17 protein-coding genes and 1 other RNA gene are annotated in these 17,048 nt (G+C 54.1%); 4 read left to right on the top strand and 14 right to left on the bottom strand.

Going from position 1 to position 17,048, the window contains the following annotated elements:
- The 9 genes from SK50_RS19100 to smpB all read right to left on the bottom strand — a co-directional run bounded on the left by SK50_RS19100 (window position 1) and on the right by smpB (window position 8,545).
- Window positions 1–318 (bottom strand): HigA family addiction module antitoxin, encoded by a 318-nt coding sequence (locus tag SK50_RS19100; RefSeq protein ID WP_255353965.1) that lies wholly within the window; start codon window positions 316–318, stop codon window positions 1–3.
- Window positions 285–1,376 carry an ABC transporter ATP-binding protein gene (locus SK50_RS19095; protein ID WP_048229827.1) on the bottom strand — a complete coding sequence of 364 codons (1,092 nt, stop codon included), beginning with the start codon at window positions 1,374–1,376 and terminating at the stop codon, window positions 285–287. Before SK50_RS19095 ends, SK50_RS19100 begins: the two co-directional genes overlap by 34 nt.
- Before the next feature lies 1 nt (window position 1,377).
- Window positions 1,378–2,589, bottom strand: a complete 1,212-nt coding sequence (locus SK50_RS19090; RefSeq protein ID WP_047741188.1) for an ADP-ribosylglycohydrolase family protein — start codon at window positions 2,587–2,589, stop codon at window positions 1,378–1,380.
- Window positions 2,586–3,986, bottom strand: coding sequence for an extracellular solute-binding protein (locus SK50_RS19085; protein ID WP_048229825.1), 1,401 nt, complete (start codon window positions 3,984–3,986; stop codon window positions 2,586–2,588). Before SK50_RS19085 ends, SK50_RS19090 begins: the two co-directional genes overlap by 4 nt.
- 14 nt (window positions 3,987–4,000) lie before the next feature.
- Window positions 4,001–4,900: a carbohydrate ABC transporter permease gene (locus SK50_RS19080; RefSeq protein ID WP_017692842.1), complete on the bottom strand. Its 900-nt coding sequence runs from the start codon at window positions 4,898–4,900 to the stop codon at window positions 4,001–4,003.
- The gene (locus tag SK50_RS19075; protein ID WP_255353964.1) at window positions 4,900–5,823 is read right to left on the bottom strand and encodes an ABC transporter permease; all 924 of its coding nucleotides are present in this window, start codon (window positions 5,821–5,823) and stop codon (window positions 4,900–4,902) included. Before SK50_RS19075 ends, SK50_RS19080 begins: the two co-directional genes overlap by 1 nt.
- 121 nt (window positions 5,824–5,944) lie before the next feature.
- Window positions 5,945–7,183, bottom strand: coding sequence for a ribokinase (rbsK, locus tag SK50_RS19070; RefSeq protein WP_017692844.1), 1,239 nt, complete (start codon window positions 7,181–7,183; stop codon window positions 5,945–5,947).
- 426 nt (window positions 7,184–7,609) lie between these two features.
- Window positions 7,610–7,973: a transfer-messenger RNA gene (gene ssrA / locus SK50_RS23425) on the bottom strand.
- Between the two features lie 89 nt (window positions 7,974–8,062).
- Entirely contained in the window at window positions 8,063–8,545 is a 483-nt protein-coding gene (gene smpB, locus SK50_RS19065; RefSeq protein ID WP_003863115.1) for an SsrA-binding protein SmpB, read from the bottom strand.
- A 156-nt stretch (window positions 8,546–8,701) separates the two neighbouring features.
- On the opposite strand from smpB, the gene SK50_RS19060 reads away from it, so the two are divergent.
- Together SK50_RS19060 and SK50_RS19055 are read left to right on the top strand one after the other, a co-directional pair.
- On the top strand, window positions 8,702–9,139 hold the full coding sequence (locus SK50_RS19060) for a type II toxin-antitoxin system RatA family toxin (protein WP_003863117.1): 438 nt from the start codon (window positions 8,702–8,704) through the stop codon (window positions 9,137–9,139).
- Window positions 9,129–9,416, top strand: coding sequence for an RnfH family protein (locus SK50_RS19055; protein ID WP_017383006.1), 288 nt, complete (start codon window positions 9,129–9,131; stop codon window positions 9,414–9,416). Before SK50_RS19060 ends, SK50_RS19055 begins: the two co-directional genes overlap by 11 nt.
- A gap of 108 nt (window positions 9,417–9,524) precedes the next feature.
- Here SK50_RS19055 and bamE read toward each other — a convergent pair whose 3' ends face one another.
- The 3 genes from bamE to nadK all read right to left on the bottom strand — a co-directional run bounded on the left by bamE (window position 9,525) and on the right by nadK (window position 12,627).
- On the bottom strand, window positions 9,525–9,863 hold the full coding sequence (gene bamE, locus SK50_RS19050; protein WP_003863121.1) for an outer membrane protein assembly factor BamE: 339 nt from the start codon (window positions 9,861–9,863) through the stop codon (window positions 9,525–9,527).
- Between the two features lie 138 nt (window positions 9,864–10,001).
- Window positions 10,002–11,663, bottom strand: a complete 1,662-nt coding sequence (gene recN, locus SK50_RS19045; RefSeq protein WP_015571579.1) for a DNA repair protein RecN — start codon at window positions 11,661–11,663, stop codon at window positions 10,002–10,004.
- An 85-nt stretch (window positions 11,664–11,748) separates the two neighbouring features.
- Window positions 11,749–12,627, bottom strand: coding sequence for an NAD(+) kinase (gene nadK, locus SK50_RS19040; protein WP_017383004.1), 879 nt, complete (start codon window positions 12,625–12,627; stop codon window positions 11,749–11,751).
- A 122-nt stretch (window positions 12,628–12,749) separates the two neighbouring features.
- Between nadK and grpE the strand changes: the two genes are divergently transcribed.
- Window positions 12,750–13,343 carry a nucleotide exchange factor GrpE gene (gene grpE, locus SK50_RS19030; RefSeq protein ID WP_003863126.1) on the top strand — a complete coding sequence of 198 codons (594 nt, stop codon included), beginning with the start codon at window positions 12,750–12,752 and terminating at the stop codon, window positions 13,341–13,343.
- A 51-nt stretch (window positions 13,344–13,394) separates the two neighbouring features.
- On the opposite strand, the gene SK50_RS19025 is transcribed toward grpE, so the two are convergent.
- Complete coding sequence (locus SK50_RS19025; RefSeq protein WP_048229822.1) at window positions 13,395–14,681, bottom strand: HlyC/CorC family transporter; 1,287 nt, start codon at window positions 14,679–14,681, stop codon at window positions 13,395–13,397.
- A gap of 19 nt (window positions 14,682–14,700) precedes the next feature.
- On the bottom strand, window positions 14,701–15,492 hold the full coding sequence (locus SK50_RS19020; RefSeq protein WP_014832951.1) for a cytochrome C assembly family protein: 792 nt from the start codon (window positions 15,490–15,492) through the stop codon (window positions 14,701–14,703).
- Window positions 15,493–15,658: 166 nt separating this feature from the next.
- On the opposite strand from SK50_RS19020, the gene ffh reads away from it, so the two are divergent.
- Entirely contained in the window at window positions 15,659–17,020 is a 1,362-nt protein-coding gene (gene ffh, locus SK50_RS19015) for a signal recognition particle protein (protein WP_003863132.1), read from the top strand.
- Window positions 17,021–17,048 lie beyond the last annotated feature (28 nt).

The following is a 17,048-nucleotide window of genomic DNA, read 5'->3' as shown; positions in this document are numbered from 1 at the left end:
TTATGCGCTGTTCCCGTGCAGGGTAACGTCTGGCTTGCCGGATTTTCGCTTCGCCATGACTTCCGCAACGGTTTTTATCCGGCTTAACTCCTCCTGCGTGCGGGAGTTAGATTGCGCTTCCCAGATATCAACGTTTAGCTGTAAGTTCAGCCAAAATTCAATAGTGGTATTAAAGGCTTTTGCCAGTTTGATCGCCATATCGGCAGTAAGTTTGCGATTGTTATTGACCAACGCGCTTACGGTATTGCGGTGTACATTTAGCATCTCTGCCAGATCGTTGATTTTCAGATTGAGCGGTTCAAGATACTCATACTGCAACACCTCGCCCGGCGTGGTGTACCGGTCTGGGCATCAAACAAGAACATTTTTTCCGCGTCTACGGTGAGGAAGACCTTCTGACCCACGTTGATATCCAGCTTTTCATGGGACACCACGATCAGCTCCTGATCGTTGATACGCACCCGGATCTCCTGTCCTTCCCCGGTCATTTCTATCAGCACGATTTCCGCTGGCATCCCTGACTCGCCGAGCCGGATATAGTGCGGTCGGGTGGCGCAGATGATCTCCATCCCTTCAATATGTGAGCGGAGGGGGCAGGGGAAGCGGTAGCCGTTGTTGAGCACAATCTCGCCGTGCTGAATCACGCCTTTAAGGGTGTTAATTTCCGGCGTGCCGATAAAGCCCGCGACAAACAGGTTATCCGGGTTACGGTACAGCTCTTCCGGGGTGCCGACCTGCTCAATATGTCCGGCATTCAGCACCACAATCCTGTCCGCCATGGTCATCGCTTCCGTCTGATCGTGCGTGACGTAGATGGTGGTGCGACCCATCCGCTGGTGGATCTTACGAATTTCTCCGCGCATTTTATGGCGCAGTTTGGCGTCCAGGTTGGAGAGCGGTTCATCAAACAAAAAGGCCTTCGGGTCACGCACCAGCGCGCGTCCCATCGCCACGCGCTGACGCTGGCCGCCGGAAAGATCCCGCGGGAGGCGATCGAGCAGATGCGTCAGGCCGAGGATTTCCGCTGCCTCTTCCACGCGCGCCATCCGTTCCGCTTTTGAGACGCTGGCAAGCTTCAGGGCAAAACTCATGTTATCCCGCACCTTCATGTGTGGATAGAGCGCATAGCTCTGGAACACCATGGCGATATCGCGTTTTTTGGCGGGCAGAGTGTTGACCACCTCGCCGTGCATCAGCAGTTCACCGGAGGTGATGTCTTCCAGACCCGCAATCATGCGCAGCAGGGTGGATTTCCCACACCCGGACGGGCCGACCAGCACAATAAATTCGCCTTCGTGAATGCTCAGCGAGATCCCTTTAATGATGCTGACGTTGCCGTAGGATTTACCGAGATTATTTAAAACGATTTGGCTCATGTTACTCTCCTCGCCCGGCGGTGTGGCCTGGCTGCAATAATGGCATGACGTGCTGGCGGTAAAGCGCCGCCGCAGCGAGATCCTGCTGGATAATGCTTTGTGCTGATTCGCTGAAGCGCAGCGCGGCCGTACGCAGATCCAGGTGGTTGGCGCTATCAATACCCGCCAGCACCTCAGGTTCGACAATGGCTTCCCCGTGCAGCGCGCCTAAAATCGCGCCGCTCATCACCCCGATAGAGTCGGTATCACGGCCTGAATTGATGGCGTCTTCCACCGCCCCGCGAAACTCGCCTTCGCGCAGCAGGCAGAAGGCCAGCGCCATTGGCAGTTCCTCAATCGACATCAGGCGCGAGGGCTGGTAGGCCATGGTCGGGACGCCCGCTTTTTCCGGGCCGTGCATCAGGTCATCTCCCATCGGTGAGAAGGGCAAAAGCGCATCGTGCAGGGCGTCAACGACCTGTTGATAATCCCATGCGGTTCCACGGTAGCGACGCGCGACCTCAAGCGTTGCCGCGATGGCCTGGCGGGTGCCGTCTTTAGCCAGTTTCAATGCGATGTTGGTGATAGCCTCAATGGTGATGCCAGGAATAAATGCCGCTGCAACGCAGGCGGCGAAGACCCCGGCGGCCTCCAGCCCATAGCTCTGCTGATGCCCCTGGGTGAAATTAATGGCTTCCTGGTAAGCTGCCTCAGGGTTGCAGGCATTAATAGCTCCGATGGGGGCGGCATACATGGCTGCGCCGCAGTTCACCATATTGCCCACGCCGCCCTGGCGCGGATCGCAGGCGGCCAGTTGCAGACGATGGAAGATCCATTTTTCCGGATAAAACAGGCGCTCAATAACCAGCGCTTCCCGATCCAGTTCCGGCACCCAGCGCGGTTCCCAGGCAATCTTCCGCACAAAAGACTCCCCCATATCCCACGCATCAACGTGACGGCCCAGCTCGCTGTAAACCTCCATCAGGCAGAGTGTCATCAGCGTATCGTCGGTGATGATACCGTTGCCGCGTACGCGGTTGTTGCGCCGTGCGGACGGCTCGTCCATCCGGTGCCAGCGCTGGTGGATGGAGGTGACGCGGCCATATTTCTCCGCGATTTGCCGGGCGGAGAGTTTCTCAACCGGTCCGCCTAAGGCATCACCGAACGCCACGCCATACAGCATGCCCAGAATGCGGGACGTGAACGATAAATCAGCGGCTTGAGTAACGGTCATTTTAATTTTTCCTCTGCATATTCGGTCATGGCGTTTCCACCTGCGGCTTTCCAGGCGCTGACATACTGATCCCACTGATCAAATGACGCTTTGCCAGAGACAAACTGGTACGCCCACTGGTTATAAATACTGCTGGTTGAGTCGATGGCGGCGGCAAACGACGCCGGGAAGATAAAGGCGTTATCCGCCGTAAAATAACGTTGTGAATTGTCGATATAGCGCAGCATCGCAGGCGTCCGCCACTCCACCGGCGGCTTCCAGTTGGCGGCCTGGATAAACCGCGGATACCAGGCATTAATTTTTGGCGTCACGTTTATCGTGTTGCCCTTACGAACGTAGTGCGTGTTCTCGAAGCCCATCTGCTCCATCATTTGCCCTTCCGGGCTTGCCAGAAAATCGAGCAGGATCATCACTTCCTTTTTATGTTTCGAGAGCGAGGACATGGCAAAGCCGCGCGTTTCCATGGAAACATCTGTCGCCGCCAGCCCTTTACCTGCCGGGCCTTCGGGTGGGGCGAGCAGGGTGAGGGTGGCGTCAGGATGGATCTGGCGCATCTTTTCCTGGTACACGCCGACGTTGCCCGGCGATGAGACGGATACCACGCCAACCTTGCCGGTATAAAACTCATCCTCTTTTAGCTCCCAGTTGGTGGTGATGTACTGGGAGGAGAGCAATCCTTTCTGATACAGCGAATGGTAGAACTCCAGCTTGCTCCGCTCCTGCGGGCTTATCTGGGCGTTGATCAGCTTGCCCTGATCGTCCTTGAGCCAGGTGGCGTGAATGCCAAACGCCGGGTTCATAAAACCGTCGAGATCGCGCAGGTCTTTCTCGGAGGTGATCCCCCAGCTATCCGTCTTACCGTCGCCGTTGTAGTCACCGGCGTGGATCGCATTGAACAGCGTGACGTACTCCGCCAGCGTTTTGGGTGATGCGCTGAATCCGCTCTTCTGTAACCAGTCCTCACGGATCACCGGCTGGCGCGCGCGCAGGGGAAAGACATACAGCAGGGTCGGATGGTTTTGCAGGCGAAGCCGGTTGTGCGGCCACAGCGCCTCTTTCAGATAGCGGGTTTGCGCAATCCACGGACGCCAGTCTTCAAGAATGCCCTGTTCGACCATCTTCTGGTCGCTGCCGTTGAAATAGATCAGATCAGGGATGGTGCCGGAGAGCAGCATCACGTTCAGCACGTCGGAGTAGCCGGAAGACGGCAGGTTGACGATCTCAATGTGGATATCGTGTCCCTGGCGTGCCAGCGCCTGCTCGATTCGCTGAATATGCGCGACATCTTCGCGGTTGGTGGTCAGCAGATCTTTTTCCACAATCCGGATGGTGACCGGCTCGGCCCAGGCGGCCTGGCATAACAGCAGGCCGCAGGCGATTGCTGCGAATAATTTCATCGTCATCGCTCCTGTTAACCCTTCACCGCGCCGGACATGGTCCCTTTGGTGAAGAAGCGCAAAATAATCGGGTAGATGGCAATCAGCGGGGCGATGGTTAAGGTGATCATCCCGGCTTTCAGCGCCTTGATGCTGATCTGGCTGGCATCGGTGTAGTTCGACATGCTTTCGACGCCTACCATCGCCAGCTTATCGCCCTCGACGACAAACTGACGCAGCACCACCTGCAACGGCCATTTGTCCGGGTCGTTGAGGTACACCATGGCGCGGAAAAACTCGTTCCAGTGCAGCACCATGTAAAATAACGTGATCATGGCAATGGACGATTTGGCGACCGGCATAATGACGTACCACAGCGTCTGGAACGGGTTCGCGCCATCGAGTTCGGCGGCTTCCAGCAGCTCCTCCGGGATCTCTTCGAACAGGCGAACCAGAATAATCAGGTACCAGGCGAAGACGGCGCGATACAGGATGACGGACCAGTAGCTGTTCAGTAGCCCCAGCTTTTTCATCACCAGAAAATCGGGGATGATGCCCGGCTCAAAGACGATGGTGAACAGGACAAACATAAACAGCCAGCGGCGTCCCGGCAGGCGTTTTTGCGCCAGCGCCCAGGCCAGCAGCACGGTGAAAACTACGTTGATGATGGTGCCCACCACGGTAATCAGCATCGCATTGCCAAACCCGCGCAGCACGGCTTCGTTGGTCAGCAGCAGCTTCCAGACGTCCAGCGAAAAGCCCTGCGGAATAATTTCCAGGCCGCTCATGCCGGGCACGTTTGCCGGGCTGGAGAAGGATATCGCCACCAGGTTGAGGATCGGTTGTAGCGTCACGACAACCAGCAGCATCAGTACCGAGAGAATGAGCACATATTCGATGCGCTCAAAAGGGGTGCTTCGTGATGAGATGCGCATTACCAGACTCCTTTACCCGTCAGGCGTTTTGAAACGTTATGTGCCAGCACGATAAGGATCATGCCGATCACGCCTTTGAATAACCCTGCGGCGGTCGCCAGCGAGAACTCCCCGGTGCGCAGGCCCATGCGGTAGACGTAGGTGTCGATGATGTCTATCTGACCGTTCACCACGTCGTTGGTCATGTTGAAGACCTGATCAAAACCCTGGCTCAGGAACAGCCCGACGTTGAGGATAAACAGCGTGGCGATGGTCGGGGTGATAGCGGGCAGGGTGATGTGCCAGATTTTGCGCCAGCGCCCGGCACCATCCATTTCCGCCGCTTCATACAGCTGTGGATCGATGGCGAGGATCGCCGCGATGTAAAGTAATGAGTCCCAGCCCGCGCTGCGCCACATTTCAGTGAACACCAGTACCCAGCGGATAGAGCCGCTGTCGGCCATAAAGGGGATCGGATCGTAGCCCATCGATTTAATGATGTCGTTAACCGCGCCATCAACCGGCGAGAGCGTGGCAATCGCGATACTGGCGATCACCACCCAGGAAAGATAATGCGGCAGATAAATCACCGACTGGACAAATTTACGGTAACCGGATGAGCGCACTTCATTGAGCAAGAGCGCCACGATAATGGGAACCGGAAAAATAAAAATCAGCTTCATTGCGCCGATAATCACGGTGTTCTGTATCACCTGCCAGAAAACAGGGGATGACATCAGCGTGGCAAAATACTGCATCCCGACCCAGATATTCGGCGGGATAATACGGTACTGCTCAAACGCAATTTTTGTTTCCCAAATGGGTAAATAGTGCCAGATAAAAAAATAGATAACCCCAGGCAGGGCCATCACGTAGAACGGCCACCACCGGCGTAACGTCTGGCGGCAACGTGCCATGCGGGATAGTGTTTGCTGGTGAGGCATGTTATTTACCTGCGGTATCGCGCCGCCGGGTTTAGATTCTGTCAGGGCTTTCATCGGACATACTCCCATTACTGAAATGGTTGTCGTGAATATAATCTGTGTTTGCAGAAATATGCGTGCGTTAAATTTTCTCGGTGAGAATTTTTTTATCGTTATATTGCGCGAGGCGGGTCAGGACATCTTTATATTCAGGCATATTTGATGCGCCTTCTTTTTCGACGGCCAAAGAGGCGAAAGCACAGGCAAATTTTGCTGCCTGAATAATGGATTCCCCTTTCGCCATCGCGGCGGCGAATGCGCCGTTGAAGGCATCGCCAGCACCGGTGGTATCCACACATACGGCTTTCAGCGCCGGGATATGAATGAATTGCTCACCGTCATAAATAAGCGCGCCTTTCGCTCCCATGGTGATGATGACGTGACCTACCCCTTTCGCTTTAGTGGCTCTGGCGGCTTCCTTCGCGCTGGCAAGATCCACAATATGAATGCCGGACAGCAATGAGGCCTCAGTCTCGTTTGGGGTCAGAAAGTCCACGTTCTTCAGGCAGCTAACCACATCAGATGACCAGGGGGCAGGGTTCAAAACCACCTTAATCCCGTTACGGCGGGCAATTTCAATGGCCCGAAAGGTAGCGGGTAGATTATTTTCCAGCTGGGTTAAAAAAATATCTGCGTTTTTCACTTCAGGGGTAATCGCTTCAACTTCATCGGCTGTAATGGACCGATTGGCCCCAGGGCTGATGGCAATCATATTTTCACCATCACTTTGACAAACATAAATAAGCGCGGTGCCGGTTTTCTGATCTTTATCCTGATAAAGCGTGAAGCTGTCGATAGCAGAAGATGAAAGATGTTCAAAGGCCAACTGACTAAACTGATCGTTACCCACCTTACCGACAAAATGGGTTTTAACATTGCATTTGCTTACGGCCAGCGCCTGATTGGCGCCTTTGCCGCCGGGTCCAATAATGGTATTTTCGGAAAAAATAGATTCTCCGCTTTGCGGGAAACGATCGACATTAGCAATAATATCAACGTTGAATGAACCCAGAATACAGACTTTACCTTTCATCTTTCGCCCTTTATGTCGGGATTTGATCGTTTTTCTTGACTGCGCGGAGTCAAAAAAATGAATGATATTGCTATCTAAATTATTGACTGATTGGGTATGAAAAATACGGCGTTTGATAATTGCCCCACCGTGGCATCGCTCAATGCCGCCTTCCTGCGCTAATAAGTTCAGGTCGCTGCGAATCGTTTCCCTGGTGACGTTAAATACTTTCGCAAGCTGATTCACCGTCGCCCGTTCGTACCTGTTAAGCCAGGTCAAAATTGCATAATGCCGTTCTTTATTGAGCATAAGGTCACCTCTGTAGTTATATTATTGTTTCCTTGTTGTTAATGTTTTGGTGTTGTTCACAGATCGTTCGACAAAACAAAAGGAAACGGAAATAAATGAGGTGATAAATATTTAATATCAATGGTTTATGTTGATTGCGGGAAAGGGGGTGGGCTTTGATATGCAGTGCGGGGATTTCAACGATGGCACGGGCCATGACGCAACGTTAGATTTTTCTCGGGCGCTTTAGCACGCAGAACATTGGTGTAGGTCTGGGGGGCTGTGGCTGATCCGGCATGAACCGGAATACCTGAACGTATAGCGATAATTGCCGGACTAAGTCGAATGGCTCGGAGAACGACAGACACAAAAAAGCCCGCAGGGCTTGCGCCGTGCGGGCTTTCAGGACTTCATCGGATGACTCTGGTAATCACCGATGGAGAATTTTGGTGGAGCTGGCGGGAGTTGAACCCGCGTCCGAAATTTCTACATCCTCGGTACTACATGCTTAGTTTGTCTTTACATTCGCACGCCAGCTGCGGACAAACACGCCACTGACGAACTAGCCTGATTAGTTTTAACGCTTCAACCCCAGGCAGGGTTTCCACGCGATCTCTTTTGGGTTTGACCTCTCTTTGATCCCCGTCTTAAGAGCGGAAGCTAGGGAGAGAGGGCTCTTAGCAGGTTATTAAGCTGCTAAAGCGTAGTTTTCGTCGTTTGCGACTATTTTTTTGCGGCTTTTAACGAGGCAAACCGCCCCTCGGCATGCACCTTGGGTTTCGCAAATCCCGTCGAATCCAGAATCAGCCCCAATAGTGTTGAACTCAGTATACCAGATTTTACTTCCTCGACACCAGCCCGAAACGCTAACTTATTGAATAGTACAATAAGTGCGCAGAATCAACGTCCTGCGTTTTTCATGATACGTGCTTTGTCGAGCTGCCACTCGCGTGCTTTCAGGTCAGTACGTTTGTCGTGCTGTTTCTTACCTTTCGCCACGCCGATTTTCACTTTGCACCAGGCATTTTTCCAGTACAAAGAGAGCGCCACCACGGTGAAGCCTTCGCGGTTGATGCGTCCGTAGAGGGATTCCAGTTCGCGCTTGTTCAGCAGCAGCTTACGGGTGCGGGTAGGATCGCAGACGTAATGTGAAGAGGCGACGGTCAGCGGCGTAAAGTTCGCGCCGAACAGGAAGGCCTCACCGTCTTTCAGGATCACGTAGCTGTCGCCGATATTGGCTTTCCCGGCACGCAGCGATTTTACTTCCCAGCCCTGCAACGCAAGGCCGGCCTCGAATTCTTCTTCGATGAAATACTCGTGGCGAGCACGCTTGTTAAGCGCAATGGTCGCCGAACCAGGTTTATGTGCTTTTTTCTTCGTCATAAGTGTCGTAAAGCCGTCGGTAATCTGATTTTAAAAAGTCACCTCATTGCGTCCTGTGAGGTCTAACGCGCTATCTTAGCACGAGATAAGGCTTAGCGTTTTTTTAACAGGTGATAAATGTTATTATTTGTCTGTTGTGTGACCATGGAAAATGCTATGCCTCAGATTAGCCGTACCGCGCTTGTTCCCTACAGCGCGGAACAAATGTATCAGTTAGTGAACGACGTTCAGTCGTATCCGGAATTTATTCCGGGATGCACCGGTAGCCGGGTGCTGGAATCCGGCCCGACGCAGATGACTGCGGCCGTGGATGTCTCCAAAGCGGGGATCAGCAAAACGTTCACCACGCGCAATACCCTGACGAGCAATCAGAGTATTTTGATGCATCTGGTGGATGGTCCGTTTAAAAAACTGATGGGGGGGTGGAAGTTTACGCCGCTGAGCGCTGACGCCTGCCGCATTGAGTTTCATCTGGATTTTGAATTTACCAATAAGCTGATCGAACTGGCGTTTGGCCGTATCTTTAAAGAGCTGGCCTCGAATATGGTTCAGGCGTTCACCACGCGCGCCAAAGAGGTTTACAGTGTCGCATAAGATTGCTGTTGAGGTAGTGTATGCGCTGCCAGAGAAGCAGTATTTGCAGCGCGTAATGCTTGAAGAGGGCGCCACCGTTGAGGCGGCTATCCGGGCCTCCGGCATCCTTGAACTTCGCCGTGATATTGACCTGGCGAAGAATAAAGTCGGCATTTATAGCCGTCCGGTTAAGCTTGCTGATGCGCTGAAGGATGGCGATCGGGTTGAGATTTATCGCCCGCTGATTGCTGATCCGAAAGAGCTGCGCCGTCAGCGAGCGGAGAAATCGGGTAAGTAGCGCTTTCTCCCCCGGTGGCGCTTCGCTTACCGGGGCTACGATTCTGCGTAAGAATTCAGATACAAAAAAGGTGCTCATTGAGCACCTTTTTGCGTTGCTGACGCCTGATTATTTGGTCAGGGCAGGCTTGTTGTCGATGTTGGTCAGCACGCCGGCACTGCTGAAGGTCAGCGTCAGGGTTTGCTGGGTCACATCTTCATGACCAGGCTGCTGGCGGAATACATAGAACCAGGTGTTTGTGCCGAACGGATCGGACATCATCGGGGTTCCCAGGGCATAAGCGACCTGCTGTTGTGTCATACCCACGCGGATTTTGGACACATCGTTAGGGGTAAGGTAGTTCCCCTGGTTGATGTCAGGACGGTAAACCACTTTCTCCAGAGTGGAACAGCCTGCGGTCAACATCAGAAGAACCGCTGCGGCAGCGGTCAGCGTTTTACAGCGCATAGTGATTTGATTCCTTTTCGGGCCCGAGCAGTACGCGGCTCATATGTAATATGCCGATGATAATAGACCTTGCCCCACTTTGAAACCGGTCTGGCGGCGTTTTTGTTGTTCTGTATGACCCTGAGATCCCGAAAAAGTTTATGCCGCCAGCAGTTCTTTCGCATTTGCAAGCGTATTGCGGGTGACTTCACTGCCGCCGAGCAGGCGTGCCAGCTCCTGCAAGCGTGAGCGTTTATCCAGCGGCTTCATGTGCGTTTCCGTCATTTCGCCATCGGTTTCCTTGCTGACGATAAAGTGGTGATGACCACAACCGGCGACCTGCGGCAGGTGAGTCACACACATGACCTGCGTCGATTCACCTAACTGACGCAGCAGTTTGCCGACAACGGCCGCGGTCGGGCCGCTGATACCCACATCCACTTCATCGAAAATCAACGCCGGGGTTTCCATTTTACGGGCGGTAATCACCTGAATGGCCAGGGCGATACGCGACAGTTCACCGCCGGAAGCCACTTTCGAAATCGCCTGCAAAGGCTGGCCCGGGTTGGTGGTGACGCGGAATTCTACGCGGTCTGCGCCTTCCGCCGTCAGGTGATTCTCTTCAAAGCGAACATCTATGGTGAACACCCCATGCGGCATCGCCAGCGTATGCATGCTGTCGGTAATGTGCTGGCTAAGCTCCAGCGCATAGTGTTGCCGCACGTCATGCAGCCGTTTCGCCGTTTCCAGCGCCTGCTGATGATGCAGATTGACCGCCAGAGACAAGGTTTCAAGGGAATCGGCCTGATCGTCCAGCTGCTGCTGTTCCTCCAGCAGAGACTGATAGTAATTCGGCAGCTCTTCCGGGGTTACGTGATGCTTACGCGCCAGTGAAATCTGACGGGAGATGCGTTGCTCAAGTTCGAACAGACGGTTCGGGTCGAGATCCAGACGTTCACAATAGTGGCGCAGCTCATCCCCGGCTTCTGAAATCTGAATCGCGGCCTCTTCCAGCATTTCCAGTACGCCAGAAAGCTTATTGTCCATGCCGGTCAGTTCGGTCACAAGCTGACGCACGTTATACAGCTGGCTCTGCAAATTCACGTCTTCGCCATCCGCCAGCATGTTAAGGGCAGTCTGGCTGGTGGAAAGCAGCTGACCGCTGTTGGCCAGACGCTTGTACTCTTCGTCGATTTGCTCAAATTCACCCGCCTGCGGGTTAAATTCGTTCAGCTCTTTCAGCTGATATTCCAGCAGCTCGGCGCGCGCGGTACGCTCCTGGCTTTGCTGCTGATGCTGCGCAAGTTCGCGGCAGCTTTGATGCCACTGACGATAGTGCTCCGCCATGAGTTGAGTAAGCGCGTACTCACCTGCGTAGCCATCAAGCAGGGCTTTCTGCTGTTCGGGTTTGATTAACTGCTGGTGCGCATGCTGACCATGGATCTGGATGAGCAGCTGGCCCAGCTCGCGAAGCTGGGAAAGGGGAACCGCTGTACCATTGATAAAACCGCGGGAGCGGCCATCGCTGCTGATGACGCGGCGAAGTAAACACTCACGTCCGTCTTCGAGCTGGTTCGCTTCCAGCCAGCGCAGGGCGGCAGGTGTGTCTTTCAACGAGAAGCGGGCGCAGAGATCGGCACGGGCGGCGCCTGTGCGCACCATATCCCCCTCAGCACGACCGCCGAGGCACAAGCCGAGGGCATCAATGGCAATGGATTTACCTGCACCGGTTTCTCCGGTAATCGCCGTCATTCCGCTATGGAAGTCGATCTCAAGCTCACGAACAATGGCAAAGTTGCTGATGGTCAGTTGTGCCAGCATAATTGTTTTCCTGTATGAAAAACCATAACTGTGTTTGTATACAGTATAAACTGGTTTTATATACAGTAAAGTGCTGGATGCAAAATCAGAACAATTTTTTTGACCAGCCGAGCTTGGAGCTTAATGTGTTGAAATAGCTGTAATCTTTCGGGTGAATCAGGTTCAGATGGTAATCGCAGCGGCGAATGAGGACATCTTCACCTTCCTGAATGGGGAGCGCAATCTGACTGTCGCAGCTGATCTCCAGGTCGTTACGGCGATGGGAAAAACGCAGGCGGATGGTGCTGTCGCCGTTGATCACCAGCGGACGCGCCGAGAGCGTATGCGGGAACATCGGCACCAGGGTAATGGCATCCAGCGATGGCGTCAGGATTGGGCCTCCGGCTGAAAGCGAGTAGGCAGTTGACCCCGTCGGGGTTGAAATAATCAGCCCGTCAGAACGCTGCGAGAAAGCGAATATTTCGTCGATATAGACTTCGAACTCGATCATGTGCGCCACTTTACCGGGATGGAGAACCACCTCGTTAATGGCGGTGCTGATGCGCTTCTGGCAGTCCTGCTGACACACCTGGGCTTCCAGTAAAAACCGTTTTTCACTGATATAGTGGCCTTCCAGCACGTCCGCCAGCTGCTGCTGCGCATTGTCCGGGTCGAGGTCGGTCAGGAAACCGAGATTGCCACGGTTAATACCAATAACCTTAATATCATAGCGAGCCAGCGTTCGCGCCGCGCCCAGCATATTGCCGTCGCCACCGACCACCACGGCGAGATCCGCCTGCTGGCCAATTTCCGCCAGCGTGCCGGTTCTGACGCTTTTAAGCTGCAACTCCTGGGCGATCTGCTGCTCGACCATCACTTCATAGCCTTTACCACACAGCCAGCGATACAACATTTCATGTGTCGTCAATGCGGTAGGGTGACGCGGATGGCCGACGATCCCAATACACCTGAAATGATTATTCATTTTCTGGAGGTCCTTGTGCCTGATGAATGATGACAATCTGCCTTGTTCCCTTGAATCCAGGAAACTGATCCCCATAATAAGCGAAGTTAGCGAGATGAATGCAGAAAAACGCGGAGAAATTCATGAGTAGTAAAGAACAGAAAACGCCTGAGGGGCAAGCCCCTGAAGAAATTATCACGGAACAGCACGATGAAGTTGAGGCAGTAGAGCCAGACACGTCTGCTGAGCAGGTGGACCCGCGCGATGAAAAAATTGCCAACCTGGAAGCTCAGTTGGTAGAAGCGCAGAATCGCGAACGCGATGGCGTACTGCGTATCAAAGCGGAAATGGAAAACCTGCGCCGTCGTACCGAGCTGGACGTTGAAAAGGCGCACAAATTTGCGCTGGAGAAATTCGTCAACGAACTGCTTCCGGTGATCGACAGCCTGGATCGCGCGCTGGAAGTGGCGGATAAAGCTAACCCGGATAACGCGGCGATGATTGAAGGAATTGAGCTGACGCTGAAATCCATGCTGGATGTGGTGCGTAAGTTCGGTGTTGAAGTGATTGCCGATACGGATGTACCGCTGGATCCAAACGTTCACCAGGCCATTGCGATGGTGGAATCCGAAGACGTTGCCGCGGGTAACGTGCTGGGCGTGATGCAGAAAGGGTATACCCTGAACGGTCGTACTATTCGCGCTGCGATGGTGACCGTGGCGAAAGCGAAAGCATAACGTGCTGCCTGTAGTGCCGGGTGGCGGCGTTCGCCTTACCCGGCCTACATTTTATTCGGCAATACTTTCGCGTAGAGGCTTAACGGGCAGGACCTTCACCTGCTTAATCATGTTGTCCTGAACGTCCAGAATATCAATATCATACTGTTCAATGCGCACGCGCGTGCCTGCCGCCGGGATCTCTTCCAGCGCTTCCAGGATCATACCGTTCATCGTCCGCGCTTCGTCTTCCGGCAAATGCCAGTTGAACGCTTTATTGATTTCACGAATGTTGGCGCTGCCGTCGATAAGCACTGACCCGTCGTTTTGCGGGGTGACTTCTTCGGCAAGGGAAGGTGACATCGACGTGGTAAAGTCCCCGACAATCTCTTCCAGAATATCTTCGACCGTCACCAGCCCCTGTATGTCGCCGTATTCATCCACCACCAGGCCGACTTTCTTCTTGTTTCGCTGGAACTTCACCAGCTGCGTGCTGAGTGGGGTGCCTTCCGGCACGTAGTAAATTTCGTCGGCGGCGCGCAGCATCACCTCTTTGGTGAACTCGTTTTTCTCAGTCATCAGACGATAGGCCTCGCGCACGCGCAGCATGCTGATGGCATCGTCGAGAGAATCGCGATAGAGGACGATACGCCCGTGCGGGGAGTGCGTCAGCTGGCGGACAATGGCCTTCCAGTCGTCGTTGATATCAATCCCGACGATTTCATTGCGCGGCACCATGATGTCGTCAACGCTGACCTTTTCCAGATCCAGCACCGACAGGAGCATGTCCTGATTGCGGCGGGAGATCTGCGAGCGGGATTCATTCACGATGGTACGCAGTTCGTCTTTGCTGAGCGCGCTACTGATGGTGGCGTCTGCCTTTATACCGACCATGCGCATCAGCACCCGTGTCACCATATTCAGCAGCCAGACCAGCGGCATCATCAGAATAAGCAGCGGTGCTAACAGGAAGCTGCTCGGGTAGGCGACTTTTTCCGGGTAAAGCGCGGCGATGGTTTTGGGCAGCACTTCCGCAAACACCAGCACCACAAACGTGAGCACACCTGTGGCAATCGCCACGCCTGCGTTGCCGTACAGACGCATCCCGACGATGGTGCCCAGTGCAGAAGCGAGAATATTGACCAGGTTGTTACCGATAAGCACCAGGCTAATCAGCCGGTCCGGCTTACGCAGAAGCTTTTCGACACGACGCGCGGCACGGTTACCCTGCTTGGCGCGATGACGTAACCGGTAGCGGTTCAGCGTCATCATGCCGGTTTCAGAGCCAGAGAAATAAGCGGAGATGACCACCATGATGACCAGAATGACGATCAGCGTGGTGGTAGAGATGTGTTCCAGGGGGAACTCCTTTTGTTACTTAGCCAGCAAATTGCTGTATGAAGCGGCTACCAAAATAGGCAAGCGTGAGAATGCCCGCACCCGCTACGTTGAACCAGACCACGCGACGACCGCGCCAGCCTTCATGATAATGGCCCCATAACAGGACAATATAGACAAACCACGCGATGATGGAGAGGACCGCTTTATCGATATTCTCCACGCTGAACAGGTTCTTCATATAAAACAAGCCCGTGCACAGCGTCAGCGTCAGCAGAACCACACCGACCTGGGTGATGTGGAACATCTTACGCTCAATCACCATCAGCGGCGGCATTTCGTGGTTAAACGCCAGCTTTTTATTTTTCAGCTGGTAGTCAATCCAGGCGAGTTGCATGGCGTAAAGGGCGGCGATGATCAGCGTCGCGTAGGAGAACAGCGACAGGCCAATATGCACCAGCATCCCCGGCGTGGCTTCCAGGTGAGTAATAAACTCATTGGGCATGAACGTGGCTAACGCCAGGTTGATCAGCGCAAAGGCGTAGACTATCGGCAGCAGCAGCCAGCCACGGTTTTTAGACGCGACAATGGTCATGACCGTACAGATCATCAGGCTGACCAGCGAGCCGACGTTCAGTACGCTCAGATTTTGCACGCTGCCGTCGCCGGGAATGATGCGTGATTCCAGCGCAAACGCGTGGCTAATCAGTGCGATCACTGCCGAAAGAATAGCCATGCGCCGCCAGCCGCTGTTTTTTTGCAGCAGGCCAGGAATGATCAGCGCGAGGCTGACAGAGTAGGCAACAAGGGCGATCAGTGCGAAAACAGGCATATAGGCGTCGACAGTTGTCTTAATAAGAAAGAGAAGCAGTATAACGTTACGTGACGCCTGCTCCAACCGTTGCATAACAACAAAGGCGCCTTCATGTTATACTCCGGCAAAATTCTGTGTATGTGTCGCCCAGGCGACCTAACGTTTCTACCCCAGGCGAGAGACAATGTTTGATAATTTAACCGATCGTTTGTCGCGCACGCTGCGCAACATCAGCGGCCGTGGACGCCTCACCGAAGAGAATATCAAGGAAACGCTGCGCGAAGTGCGCATGGCGCTGCTGGAAGCAGACGTCGCGTTGCCGGTCGTACGTGATTTTATCAACCGCGTGAAAGAGAAAGCGGTTGGCCATGAAGTGAACAAGAGCCTGACTCCGGGTCAGGAGTTTGTCAAAATCGTCCGTAACGAACTGGTTTCGGCGATGGGTGAAGAGAACCAGGTGCTTAACCTGGCGGCTCAGCCGCCGGCCGTCGTACTGATGGCGGGTCTGCAAGGTGCGGGTAAAACCACCAGCGTCGGTAAGCTGGGGAAATTCCTGCGCGAAAAGCACAAGAAAAAGGTGCTGGTGGTGTCGGCGGACGTGTATCGCCCGGCGGCGATCAAACAGCTGGAAACGCTGGCCGAGCAGGTTGGCGTAGACTTCTTCCCGTCCGACGTGGCGCAGAAGCCTGTCGATATCGTTAACGCGGCGCTGAAAGAGGCGAAGCTGAAATTCTACGACGTGCTGCTGGTGGATACCGCCGGTCGTCTGCACGTTGACGAAGCGATGATGGACGAAATCAAGCAGGTGCATGCTTCTATCAATCCGGTAGAGACCCTGTTTGTTGTTGACGCCATGACCGGTCAGGATGCAGCGAACACCGCAAAAGCGTTTAACGAAGCCCTGCCGTTAACCGGCGTGGTGCTGACCAAAGTCGACGGCGATGCCCGCGGCGGTGCGGCGCTCTCTATTCGTCATATCACCGGTAAGCCAATCAAGTTCCTCGGCGTGGGCGAGAAAACCGAAGCGCTGGAGCCGTTCCATCCGGATCGTATTGCCTCCCGTATCCTCGGCATGGGCGACGTGCTGTCGCTGATCGAAGATATTGAAAGCAAGGTTGACCGCGCGCAGGCGGAAAAACTCGCCAGCAAGCTGAAAAAGGGCGACGGTTTCGATCTGACCGACTTCCTTGAGCAGCTGCGTCAGATGAAAAACATGGGCGGCATGGCAAGCCTGATGGGCAAACTGCCAGGCATGGGCCAGATCCCGGACAACGTCAAATCCCAGATGGATGACAAAGTGCTGGTGCGTATGGAGGCCATCATCAACTCGATGACGCTGAAAGAGCGCGCGAAGCCAGAAATCATCAAAGGTTCCCGTAAACGCCGTATCGCAGCCGGTTGCGGCATGCAGGTGCAGGACGTTAACCGCCTTCTGAAACAGTTCGACGACATGCAGCGCATGATGAAGAAAATGAAGAAAGGCGGCATGGCGAAGATGATGCGCGGCATGAAAGGCATGATGCCTCCCGGTTTTCCTGGGCGTTAATCGCTTTTGAGATTGCTTTTTGCCCGAA

It is taken from the genome of Enterobacter sp. BWH64 (genome assembly GCF_001037645.1).
GTDB classification, from domain to species: domain Bacteria; phylum Pseudomonadota; class Gammaproteobacteria; order Enterobacterales; family Enterobacteriaceae; genus Enterobacter; species Enterobacter hormaechei_C.
The sequence above is the reverse complement of the archived record's forward strand: the minus strand, read 5'-3'. Positions and strand labels throughout refer to the sequence as shown.

Excerpts from the sequence above, each read along its gene's own strand:
- SK50_RS19095 (WP_048229827.1), bottom strand. The coding sequence starts at position 1,376 with ATGAGCCAAATCGTTTTAAATAATCTCGGTAAATCCTACGGCAACGTC.
- SK50_RS19090 (WP_047741188.1), bottom strand. The coding sequence starts at position 2,589 with ATGACCGTTACTCAAGCCGCTGATTTATCGTTCACGTCCCGCATTCTG.
- SK50_RS19085 (WP_048229825.1), bottom strand. The coding sequence starts at position 3,986 with ATGAAATTATTCGCAGCAATCGCCTGCGGCCTGCTGTTATGCCAGGCC.
- SK50_RS19080 (WP_017692842.1), bottom strand. The coding sequence starts at position 4,900 with ATGCGCATCTCATCACGAAGCACCCCTTTTGAGCGCATCGAATATGTG.
- SK50_RS19075 (WP_255353964.1), bottom strand. The coding sequence starts at position 5,823 with ATGCCTCACCAGCAAACACTATCCCGCATGGCACGTTGCCGCCAGACG.
- rbsK (WP_017692844.1), bottom strand. The coding sequence starts at position 7,183 with ATGCTCAATAAAGAACGGCATTATGCAATTTTGACCTGGCTTAACAGG.
- smpB (WP_003863115.1), bottom strand. The coding sequence starts at position 8,545 with ATGACGAAGAAAAAAGCACATAAACCTGGTTCGGCGACCATTGCGCTT.
- SK50_RS19060 (WP_003863117.1), top strand. The coding sequence starts at position 8,702 with ATGCCTCAGATTAGCCGTACCGCGCTTGTTCCCTACAGCGCGGAACAA.
- bamE (WP_003863121.1), bottom strand. The coding sequence starts at position 9,863 with ATGCGCTGTAAAACGCTGACCGCTGCCGCAGCGGTTCTTCTGATGTTG.
- recN (WP_015571579.1), bottom strand. The coding sequence starts at position 11,663 with ATGCTGGCACAACTGACCATCAGCAACTTTGCCATTGTTCGTGAGCTT.
- nadK (WP_017383004.1), bottom strand. The coding sequence starts at position 12,627 with ATGAATAATCATTTCAGGTGTATTGGGATCGTCGGCCATCCGCGTCAC.
- grpE (WP_003863126.1), top strand. The coding sequence starts at position 12,750 with ATGAGTAGTAAAGAACAGAAAACGCCTGAGGGGCAAGCCCCTGAAGAA.
- SK50_RS19020 (WP_014832951.1), bottom strand. The coding sequence starts at position 15,492 with ATGCCTGTTTTCGCACTGATCGCCCTTGTTGCCTACTCTGTCAGCCTC.
- ffh (WP_003863132.1), top strand. The coding sequence starts at position 15,659 with ATGTTTGATAATTTAACCGATCGTTTGTCGCGCACGCTGCGCAACATC.